Source organism: Bradyrhizobium diazoefficiens (genome assembly GCF_016616235.1).
Classification (GTDB): domain Bacteria; phylum Pseudomonadota; class Alphaproteobacteria; order Rhizobiales; family Xanthobacteraceae; genus Bradyrhizobium; species Bradyrhizobium diazoefficiens_H.
This window is the reverse complement of the sequence record NZ_CP067100.1, coordinates 4,785,889-4,795,580: the sequence shown is the minus strand read 5'-3', so window position 1 is coordinate 4,795,580 and position 9,692 is coordinate 4,785,889. Positions and strand designations below refer to the sequence as shown.

The 9,692-nt window shown below is 64.9% G+C and carries 9 protein-coding genes; 8 read left to right on the top strand and 1 reads right to left on the bottom strand.

Annotated elements, in window-relative coordinates:
- The 8 genes from JJB99_RS22945 (at position 1) to JJB99_RS22910 (ending at position 8,245) form a co-directional block, all read left to right on the top strand.
- A complete protein-coding gene (locus JJB99_RS22945) occupies positions 1-1,458 on the top strand; it encodes a 6-hydroxynicotinate reductase (protein WP_200494576.1) in 1,458 nt (485 codons plus the stop codon).
- Positions 1,455-2,351: a UPF0280 family protein gene (locus tag JJB99_RS22940; protein WP_200494575.1), complete on the top strand. Its 897-nt coding sequence runs from the start codon at positions 1,455-1,457 to the stop codon at positions 2,349-2,351. The genes JJB99_RS22945 and JJB99_RS22940 overlap by 4 nt, the downstream gene beginning before the upstream one ends.
- 28 nt (positions 2,352-2,379) lie before the next feature.
- Positions 2,380-2,964 carry an amino acid synthesis family protein gene (locus JJB99_RS22935; protein WP_200494574.1) on the top strand — a complete coding sequence of 195 codons (585 nt, stop codon included), beginning with the start codon at positions 2,380-2,382 and terminating at the stop codon, positions 2,962-2,964.
- 33 nt (positions 2,965-2,997) lie between these two features.
- Entirely contained in the window at positions 2,998-4,200 is a 1,203-nt protein-coding gene (locus JJB99_RS22930) for an ABC transporter substrate-binding protein (protein WP_200494573.1), read from the top strand.
- 196 nt (positions 4,201-4,396) lie between these two features.
- Positions 4,397-6,286, top strand: a complete 1,890-nt coding sequence (locus JJB99_RS22925; protein ID WP_200494572.1) for an ABC transporter permease — start codon at positions 4,397-4,399, stop codon at positions 6,284-6,286.
- Positions 6,283-7,074 carry an ABC transporter ATP-binding protein gene (locus JJB99_RS22920; RefSeq protein WP_200494571.1) on the top strand — a complete coding sequence of 264 codons (792 nt, stop codon included), beginning with the start codon at positions 6,283-6,285 and terminating at the stop codon, positions 7,072-7,074. The genes JJB99_RS22925 and JJB99_RS22920 overlap by 4 nt, the downstream gene beginning before the upstream one ends.
- Positions 7,071-7,775 carry an ABC transporter ATP-binding protein gene (locus JJB99_RS22915; protein ID WP_200494570.1) on the top strand — a complete coding sequence of 235 codons (705 nt, stop codon included), beginning with the start codon at positions 7,071-7,073 and terminating at the stop codon, positions 7,773-7,775. Before JJB99_RS22920 ends, JJB99_RS22915 begins: the two co-directional genes overlap by 4 nt.
- A 14-nt stretch (positions 7,776-7,789) precedes the next feature.
- Entirely contained in the window at positions 7,790-8,245 is a 456-nt protein-coding gene (locus tag JJB99_RS22910; RefSeq protein WP_200494569.1) for a MarR family winged helix-turn-helix transcriptional regulator, read from the top strand.
- A gap of 121 nt (positions 8,246-8,366) precedes the next feature.
- On the opposite strand, the gene JJB99_RS22905 is transcribed toward JJB99_RS22910, so the two are convergent.
- Positions 8,367-9,563, bottom strand: coding sequence for an amidohydrolase family protein (locus JJB99_RS22905; RefSeq protein WP_200494568.1), 1,197 nt, complete (start codon positions 9,561-9,563; stop codon positions 8,367-8,369).
- Between the last annotated feature and the right edge of the window lie 129 nt (positions 9,564-9,692).

The window sequence follows — 9,692 nt, the reverse complement described above, 5'->3', positions numbered from 1 at the left end:
ATGGTGATGGAAACAACGAGCGCTGCCACCGACAAGATCCGCTGCGATGCCTGTCCGGTGATGTGCTACATCAAGCCCGGCGCGGCGGGCGCCTGCGACCGCTATGCTAATCACGACGGCAAGCTGGTCCGCGTCGATCCCCATGTGATCTTGGAGCGCACCGTCGAGCACGGCGGCAAGCTCGTCCCGTTCAATCGCACCGAAGACTGGGACGGCAAGCTCGTCCACGAGCCCTCGACCTTCGTCACTGCAATCGGCGCGGGCACGACCTATCCCGATTACAAGCCGGCGCCGTTCATCGTATCGTCCGAGATCGATGGCGTTGACATGGTGACCGTGGTCACCGAGGGCATCTTCTCCTATTGCGGCATCAAGGTGAAGATCGACACCGATCGCTATCTCGGCCCCGAAACCGCGACCGTCCGCGCGCAGGGCGAGGCGGTCGGACACGTCACCACCAGCGAATACGGCTCGCAGATGCTCTCGCTTGGCGGCGTGCATCATCTCACCGGCGGCTCCAAGAAGGAGGGCCGCGTCACTTGCGATACGCTGATGGATCTCGCCAATTGCAAGGCCGTGGAGCTAACCATCGACGGCGGCGCGAGCGTGGTGGTGCAGGCCGGCCAACCGCCGATCGTCAATGGCGTGAAAGAAGAGCGCATGCGCGTCGGCTGCGGCTCGGCGACGATCGGCATGTTCGCCAAGCAATGGCATGGCAAGGTCGATGAGGTCGTCGTGGTCGATGACCACATCACCGGCGTGCTGTCGGAGCACCAGGCCGGCAAGCTGCTCGACATCGCCGATACCGGCATCAAGATGAAGGGGCGGCGTTCGACACCCGGCCGCTATTTCCAGGTCGCCGATCCCGGCACGGGCTGGGGCGGCACCAACATTTCCGATCCGCTGGCGATTCTCGGGCCGTTCGACGCCAAGCAAGCCAGGCCCGGTCTTTCGATGCTGATGGTCTCCACCACCGGCGAGCATGCGTCCTATTACGTGCTCGACGAAGCCCTGAAGCCGGTCGAGACCGAGATGCCGGCCGACCTGAAATTCTCGGTCGAGCGCATCCAGGAGAATTGCGAGCCGGCGCTGTGCACGGTGTTGTTCATGGCCGGCGCCGGTGGCTCGCTCCGCGCCGGCGTCACCGACAATCCCGTGCGGCTGACGCGCTCGGTCAAGGACGCGCTGACGCGCGTCACCAGCGGCGGCGCGCCTGTCTATGTCTGGCCGGGTGGGGGCATCACCTACATGGTCGATGTGACGCAGATGCCTTCAGGCGCATTCGGCTACGTACCGACGCCGGCGCTGGTCGCGCCGATCGAGTTCACGATGAGGCTGTCCGACTACGCCGCGCTCGGCGGGCACATGGATCATGTGAAACCGCTTGCCGAGGTGCAGAATGGTGAGGACGTCCGGCAGCTGCCCTGGCAGAACCCAATCCCGGGACGTCGCGCATGAGGAGGCTCCCGCAAATCGCATTGCTGTCTGATGGCCGGCGGCTGCATTTGCAGGATGGACCGATTGATCTGATCGTCGAGGCGAGGGGCCGTGCGGATGAGGTGCGCGCGGCCTATGAGGCTGCCGGGCGAAGGTTCACGGGCTTGCTGGACGAGCTCTGCGCTGAATTGCCGGAATTGCGGACGGGCGCCGGGGCGCGGACCTCGCTGAAAGGCGTGGTGGCGCGTCGCATGCACGCTGCTGTCGCGCCCTATGCCGCCGACTGCTTCATCACGCCGATGGCTGCGGTCGCCGGCAGTGTGGCGGAGGAAATTCTCGGCGCGATGCTTGGCGCTGCGACGCTGGATCGGGCCTACGTCAATAACGGCGGCGACATCGCGCTGCATCTCGGGCGCGGTGAGGATTTTTCGGTGGGTTTGATGGACCGGCCGGACCGTGGCGGCGTGATGCGCACCATGAGGGTCACTGCGAATGATCCCGCGCGCGGCATCGCGACCAGCGGTCGGCACGGCCGCAGCTTTTCGCTCGGCATCGCCGATGCCGTGACGGTGCTGGCGGCGACCGCGTCGCAGGCCGATGCGGCGGCCACCGTCATCGCCAATGCCGTCGATCTGCCCGGGCATCCCGCCATCCTCCGGCAACCCGCGAACGAGCTTCAGCCTGACAGCGATCTCGGCGCGCGTCTCGTCACCCGAGATGTCGGTGATTTGTCGCAGAATGAGACCGGCGCTGCGCTGGAATCTGGCGCGGAATGTGCACGGCAATTATTCGATCGCGGATTGATCGAGGGGGCCGTGCTCAGGCTTTGTGGTGATATGCTTGTCATCGGACCAAAGGATATAGAAGGGCAACGACCGCGCCCGGCTGTGCTGGAGAACGCGGTTTATGCCTGAGCAGGGAAGTGCCCAAAGGAAAACAATCATGAGCGCGATCATCCGCAAGATCGTCACCGTCGTCGAGGAGACGCAGATGGAGATGGGCCAAAAGGTCTCGCCGCCGAGCCGGCGTGCTGCGGCGATCGCCGTGATCGAAAATCCGTTCGCCGGACAATATGTCGAGGACCTGTCGCCGCTGATCGCGATCGGCGAGGAACTCGGCGAGCTCCTGTCGAAGCGCGCGGTGGCGGCGCTGGGCATCGAGGGCGCCAAGGCGCAGAGCTACGGCAAGGCCGCGGCCGTCGGCGAGAATGGCGAACTGGAACACGCCGCCGCGATCCTTCACCCCAAGATGGGCGCGCCGGTGCGGAAAGTCCTGGGCAAGGGCGCGGCGCTGATCCCCTCGTCGAAGAAGCGCAGCGGCCCCGGCACGACGCTCGACATTCCGCTCGGGCACAAGGATGCGGCCTTCGTGCGCAGCCATTTCGACGGCATGGAGGTGCAGATCAACGACGCGCCGCGCGCCAACGAGATCATGGTCGCGGTCGCCGTCACCGACAGCGGCCGGCCGCTGCCGCGTGTCGGGGGCCTGACGGTTGCGGAGATCAAGGGCGAAGACGGTTTGCGATAGAAGACGCAAGAGAGTTCAAAACTGGAGGTTGGGATGCGAGCAAGAAACTATTTCGTCGGCGCGGCCTTCGCGCTCCTGGCGGGCGGCATGGGTCAGTCGGCCGTGGCGCAGGACATCAAGATCGGCGAGATCAACAGTTACTCGTTGCTGCCGGCCTTCACCGAGCCCTACCGCAAGGGCTGGCAGCTCGCGGTCGAGGAGATCAACGCGGCCGGCGGCATCAACGGCAAGAAGCTGGTCGTCATCTCCAAGGACGACGGCGGCAAGCCGGCGGACGCGCAGACCGCGGCCAACGAACTCGTCTCCAGCGAAGGTGTGGCGATGCTGACGGGCACGTTCCTGTCGAACATCGGCCTCGCCGTCAGCGACTTCGCCAATCAGAAGAAGGTATTCTTCCTCGCAGCCGAGCCGCTGACCGACGCCATCACCTGGTCGAAGGGCAACAAGTACACGTTCCGTCTGCGGCCCTCCAACTACATGCAGGCGGCGATGCTCGTGGAAGCGGCCAGCAAGCTGCCGGCAAAACGCTGGGCGACGATTGCGCCGAACTACGAATACGGTCAGTCGGCGGTCGCGGTATTCAAGAAGCTGATGTCGGAGAAGCGCCCCGATATCCAGTGGGTCGACGAGCAATGGCCGCCACAGGGCAAGATCGATGCGGGCCCGGTGGTGCAGGCGGTTGCGCAAGCTAATCCGGAAGCCATTCTCAACGTCACCTTCGGCGCCGATCTCGTCAAGCTCGTGCGCGAGGGCAACACTCGTGGCCTCTTCAAGGGACGCGAGGTCGTCTCCTTCCTGACCGGCGAGCCGGAATATCTCGACCCGCTGAAGGACGAGACACCCGAGGGCTGGATCGTCACCGGCTATCCCTGGTACGCGATCAAGACTCCCGAGCATGATGCGTTCCTGAAGGCCTACCAGGGCAAGTACAACGACTATCCGCGCCTCGGCTCGATCGTCGGCTACCAGACCATCAAGGCGGCCGCCGCGATCCTGGCCAAGGCCGGCTCCACCGATCCGGAGAAGCTGATCGCCGCGGCGGAAGGTCTTTCGATGCCGTCGCCTTTCGGCGAGATCACCTTCCGCAAGATCGACCATCAGTCGACGCTGGGGGCCTTCGTCGGCAAGACCGCGCTGAAGGACGGCAAGGGCGTGATGGTGGACTCGTCCTACAAGAAGGGCTCGGACTATCTGCCGAGCGATGCCGAAGTCGCGAAGCTGCGGCCGAAGGATTGAACTCTCTTTTTATCTCTCCCTCTCCCCGCTCTTCGCGGGGAGAGGGTTGGGGTGAGGGGCTCTCTCCACGCCCCGCGCTGGTGGAGAGAGCCCCTCACCCGGATCGCACCGGACGATGCTTCGCATCACCGGAAGCGATCCGACCTCTCCCCGCAAGAGCGGGGCGAGGTGACTTCAAACCCAACCCGGACCACCGATGGCCTTTTATGTCGTACAGTTTCTGACCGGTCTCGCCAGCGCAGCGTCGCTGTTTCTGGTGGCCTCGGGTCTGTCGATCATCTTCGGCGTGACGCGGATCGTGAATTTCGCGCATGGCGCCTTCTATATGATCGGCGCCTACATCGCCTTCACGCTCACCGAACGGCTGTCGGGTGCGTTCGGCTTCTGGGGCAGCATCGTGCTGGCCGCGCTCGCGGTGGCGCTGATCGGCGTCATCGTCGAGATGGTGCTGCTCCGCCGCATCTATCACGCGCCTGAATTGTTTCAGCTGCTCGCGACCTTCGGCCTAACCTTGATGGTCGAGGATCTCGTCGTGTTGATCTGGGGCCCCGACGATCTCGTCGGCCGCCGTGCGCCGGGCTTCAAGGGCGCGATTGATTTCTTCGGGCAGAACATTCCCAGCTATGACCTGTTCCTGATCGTGCTCGGTCCGGTCGTGCTCGGCATTCTCTGGCTGCTGTTCCAGCGCACCCGCTGGGGCGTGCTGGTGCGCGCGGCGACGCAGGACCGCGACATGGTCGCAGCGCTCGGCGTCAATCAGAAGTGGCTGTTCACGAGCGTGTTCGCGGTCGGCGTCTTCCTCGCAGCGCTTGGCGGCGCGCTCCAGATCCCGCGCGATGCCGTGCATCATGCCATGGATCTGCGCATCATTGTCGAGGTCTTCGTCGTCGTCGTGATCGGCGGTCTCGGCAGCATCGTCGGCGCCTTCGTCGCGGCGGTGCTGGTCTCCGAGCTCAACGCCTTCGGCATCCTGATCTTCCCGAAAATCTCCATCATCCTGGTCTTCCTGGTGATGGCGATGGTGCTGATCGTCCGCCCATGGGGCCTGTTCGGCAAGCCCGAGGCACCCGCGCGCAGGACGCCGGGCCTCACCGTCAACCCCTGGCGGCCGCTGACGTCGAACGAACGATTGGCCGCGCTGGCGGCGCTGGTCATCGCGGCGACGCTGCCGCTGTTTGCCGGCAATTACGCGCTGACGGTCGGCTCCGAGATCGCGATCTTCGTGATCTTCGCCGTCTCCTTGCACTTCCTGATGTCGGTGGGCGGGCTGGCGTCCTTCGGTCATGCCGCCTATTTCGGGCTCGGCGCCTATGGTGTCGCCTTCCTCGCCAAGATGGCGGGGTTGCCGATGATCGCCTGCCTGCTGCTCGGGCCGCTGCTCGGCTGCATAGGCGCTGCGGTGTTCGGCTTCTTCGCGGTGCAGCTCTCCGGCGTCTATTTCGCGATGCTGACGCTCGCGTTCGCGCAGATCGTCTGGTCGGTCGCGTTCCAGTGGGTCAACGTGACAGGCGGCGATAACGGCATCCTGGGCGTGTGGCCTGCAAGCTGGGCGGCGAGCCCGTCGCATTTCTACTGGCTGGCGCTGGGCGTTGCGGCGCTCGTCACGATCGCGCTGCGGGCCATGATATTCTCGCCGTTCGGCTACGCGCTGCGCGCCACGCGCGACTCAGCTTTGCGCAGCGAGGCCGTCGGCATCAACGCCAAGCGCATCCAGTGGACCGCCTTCGTGATCGCGGGCACGACCGCCGGTATTGGTGGCGCGCTGTTCGCCTATCTCAAGGGCAGCGTCTTCCCCGACAATCTCGGCATCTCGCTCTCGGTCGATGCCCTCGTCATGGTGCTGCTCGGCGGCGTCGAGACGGTGTCGGGCGCGGTGATCGGCGCGATCGTCTACAAGGCTTTGAACATCTGGCTGGTCAGCCAGACCGACCTCTCGAAACTCGTCCTCGGCGGCTTCATCGTGCTGATCGTCGTCGTCTTCCCCAAGGGCATCGTCGGTATGCTGGAGACACTGGCGCAGCGCCGCCGGAAGGCCTCGCCGCCGGGATCACCTTTGCTCGCCAAGCCGATCGAGTCTGCCGAATGAGCCTAGCACCCCCACTTCTCGCGGTTGAAGGCCTGAGCAAATCCTACGGCGGCATCCATGCCGTGCGCGGCGTCTCGTTCTCGCTGCGATCAGGCGAGATTTTGGCGCTGATCGGCCCGAACGGCGCGGGAAAAAGCACTTGCTTCGATATGCTCAATGGCCAGAACAGGCCTGATAGCGGCCATGTCCGCCTGCTCGGCGAAGAAACCACCGGCAAGAAGCCGCGCGACATCTGGCGCATGGGCGTCGGCCGCACCTTCCAGATCACCGCGACCTTCGCCACCATGACCGTGCGCGAAAATGTGCAGGTCGCGCTGATCTCGCACGGGAGGCAGCTGTTCAATTTGTTCGGCTCGGCGCCGAATTTCGATCGCGGCGAGGCCGGCCGTTTGCTGGAGCTCGTCGGCATGAGCGGCTACGCCGATCGTCCCTGCGGCGAGCTCGCCTATGGCGACCTCAAGCGGCTCGAGCTGGCGGTCGCGCTCGCCAATGAGCCCAAGCTGCTTTTGATGGACGAGCCGACCGCCGGCATGGCGCCGCGCGAGCGCGTCGATTTGATGCGGCTGACGGCTCAGATCGCACGGGAAAAATCCATAGGCGTGCTCTTCACCGAGCACGACATGGACGTGGTGTTCGAGCATGCCGACCGCATCCTCGTGCTAAATCGCGGCACGCTGATCGCCGAGGGCTCGCCGGCCGAGGTGCGAGGTAATCCGCAGGTGCAGGCGGTCTATCTCGGCGAGGGCCTCGTTTACGATGCCCGCCACCGCGAGGGAGCCTCGACATGAAGCTGACCGTCGAGGCGCTCAACAGCCATTACGGCCCGGCGCACATCCTCTTCGACATCGGCTTCGAGGTCGGCGAGGGCGAGGTCGTCGCGCTGCTCGGGCGCAACGGCGCCGGCAAGTCGACGACGTTTCGTTCGATCGTCGGGCTCGTGGCGCAGCGAACCGGCTGCATCATGTTCGAGGGCAAGGACGTCTCGGCGAAGCCGACGCACGAGATCGTGCGCGAGGGCCTCGGCTATGTGCCGGAGGAGCGGCGCATCTTCACTGACCTGACGGTGGAAGAAAATCTCGAAGTCGGCCGCCAGCCCAAGCGTCCGAACGCCCCGCACTGGACGCGCGAAAAACTGTTCGCGCTGTTTCCAAATCTGGGTGAAATGAAGAGCCGTCCGGGCGGGCGCATGAGCGGCGGCGAGCAGCAGATGCTGACCATCGCGCGCACGCTGATGGGCAATCCGTCATTGGTGCTGCTCGACGAGCCCTCGGAAGGCCTGTCGCCGAAGATCGTGGAGCAGATGGTCGATGCCATCCTGACCATGAAGAAGGAGGGCGTCAGCATCGTCGTCTCCGAGCAGAATCTGCACTTCGCGCGGCTGATCTCCGACCGCGCCTATATCATCGAGCGCGGCCGCATCTGTTTCGGCGGCACCATGGCCGAGCTCGACGCGCGTCCGGACATCCGCGACGCGCATCTGTCGTTGTGAAGGGCGGGGAAGGGATGGCAAGAAGCGTCGCGGCGAAGAAGAACATCAAACCGGCAAAACCGCCCTACGTGCTCGACGAGCAGGTCGGATTCATCCTGCGCCAGGTCTGGCAGCGGCACAGCTCGATCTTCTCACGAGACATCGGCACCAATCTGACGCCGACCCAATGGGCGGCGCTGTCGAAGCTCGCCGAGACCGGACCGTGCTCACAGAACCAACTCGGGCGGCTGACGGCGATGGACGTCGCCACCATCAAGGGCGTGATCGACCGGCTGACGGCGCGCGGCCTCACCGAGACCAGCCAGGATCCCGAGGACGGCCGGCGCTTGCTGGTGAGCCTGACGCGCGCCGGTCAACAGCTTGCGGAGAAGGTCGCGCCGAACGCGCTTGCGATCACGCGCGAGACGCTCGCGCCGCTCGACGCCAGGGAGCGCGAGACGCTGATGGCGCTGTTGAACAAGTTGAGGTGAGGGCGATCTCGTAGGGTTGGGCAAAGGCGCAAAGCGCCGTGCCCACCATCTTTCATTGTTTGGAAGAAGTCCTGGTGGGCACGCTTCGCTTTGCCCACCCCTACGGTACTGTTTCCTTGGCCTACTTCCCCACCACCTCCGGTACCTTCCCCGCGGGCGGCGTGTTGCGGCTGCGTTGCGTGCGCACGATACCGTCGATGATGGTCATGCCGATGCCCGGGAGATCGCCGAGCTGCACGCTCTCCAGAATGTTCTTGCCGGGCGAATGCTGCGCCTTATCCATGATGACGAAGTCGGCGGCGCGGCCGATCTCGATCAGGCCGCAATCGAGCTGGCGCATCCGCGCGGTGTTGCCGGTAGCAAGGCAGAACGCGATCTCGGCCGGCAGTTCGCCGAGCGAGGACAGCATCGAGACCATGCGCAGAATGCCGAGCGGCTGCACGCCGGAGCCGGCCGGCCCATCGGTGCCCAGGATGACGCGATGCAGATCGCCCATCTCGCGCGCGATGCGCAGCGTGTAGAGCGCCGAGCGCTCATTGCCGTTGTGAACAATCTCGAGCCCGCGCTTGCAGCCCTCGCAGATGCAGCGGATCTGGTCGTCGGGCAGCGCGGTGTGGCCGCCATTGATGTGGCCGACCACGTCGGTGTCGGCCTCCAGCACCACGTCCTTGTCGATCAGGCCGGACCCGGGAATCGAGGGGCCGCCGGTGTGGATCGTGCTCTGGATGCCGTATTTACGCGCCCAGCCGACCATCTTGCGGGCGGTGGGGCCGTCCTTGACGCCGCCGAGGCCGACCTCGCCGAGCAGCTTGACGCCGGCTGCGGCCAATTCCTTGAAATCTTCCTCGACCATCTCGCATTCGATCACCGGCGCTCCGGCATGAACCTTCACCCCGCCCGGGCGCAAGGTCCAGAACGCGCGCTGGGCGAAGATCGCCATCGCCTTCAATCCCACGACGTCGCGGGGGCGGCCGGGCATGTGCACTTCGCCGGCCGAGATCATGGTGGTGATGCCGCCATGGAGGGAGCTGTCGATCCAGTTGATCTGGTTCTGTCGCGGCGTCCAGTCGCCGGCGACCGGGTGGACGTGGCTGTCGATCAGGCCGGGCGTGACGGTCGTGCCGTGGGCATCGACGATGGTGGTCGCGCTCTCGACGTTACAGTCTTTGAAGCGGCCGATCGCGGTGATCTTGCCGTTCTCGGCGACGATGGTGTCGCCGTCCAGGATCGGCTTTTCCAGGGCGCCGGACAGGATCAGGCCGATATTGCGGATCACGAGCTTCGAGGGTCCGGTGGCCTGGGGTGCGTCATGCGCCATGGAAGGGGCTCCTTATTCCTAACTGCAACGCTCGCGATCTTGAGCAGCCTTGACCACGGGATCAAGCGGGATTATTCATTAGTATACGAATGATCGTATACAAACGATGCATAGCTGCCCGCCTCGAAA

Excerpts from the sequence above, each read along its gene's own strand:
- JJB99_RS22945 (WP_200494576.1), top strand. The coding sequence starts at position 1 with ATGGTGATGGAAACAACGAGCGCTGCCACCGACAAGATCCGCTGCGAT.
- JJB99_RS22940 (WP_200494575.1), top strand. The coding sequence starts at position 1,455 with ATGAGGAGGCTCCCGCAAATCGCATTGCTGTCTGATGGCCGGCGGCTG.
- JJB99_RS22935 (WP_200494574.1), top strand. The coding sequence starts at position 2,380 with ATGAGCGCGATCATCCGCAAGATCGTCACCGTCGTCGAGGAGACGCAG.
- JJB99_RS22930 (WP_200494573.1), top strand. The coding sequence starts at position 2,998 with ATGCGAGCAAGAAACTATTTCGTCGGCGCGGCCTTCGCGCTCCTGGCG.
- JJB99_RS22925 (WP_200494572.1), top strand. The coding sequence starts at position 4,397 with ATGGCCTTTTATGTCGTACAGTTTCTGACCGGTCTCGCCAGCGCAGCG.
- JJB99_RS22920 (WP_200494571.1), top strand. The coding sequence starts at position 6,283 with ATGAGCCTAGCACCCCCACTTCTCGCGGTTGAAGGCCTGAGCAAATCC.
- JJB99_RS22915 (WP_200494570.1), top strand. The coding sequence starts at position 7,071 with ATGAAGCTGACCGTCGAGGCGCTCAACAGCCATTACGGCCCGGCGCAC.
- JJB99_RS22910 (WP_200494569.1), top strand. The coding sequence starts at position 7,790 with ATGGCAAGAAGCGTCGCGGCGAAGAAGAACATCAAACCGGCAAAACCG.
- JJB99_RS22905 (WP_200494568.1), bottom strand. The coding sequence starts at position 9,563 with ATGGCGCATGACGCACCCCAGGCCACCGGACCCTCGAAGCTCGTGATC.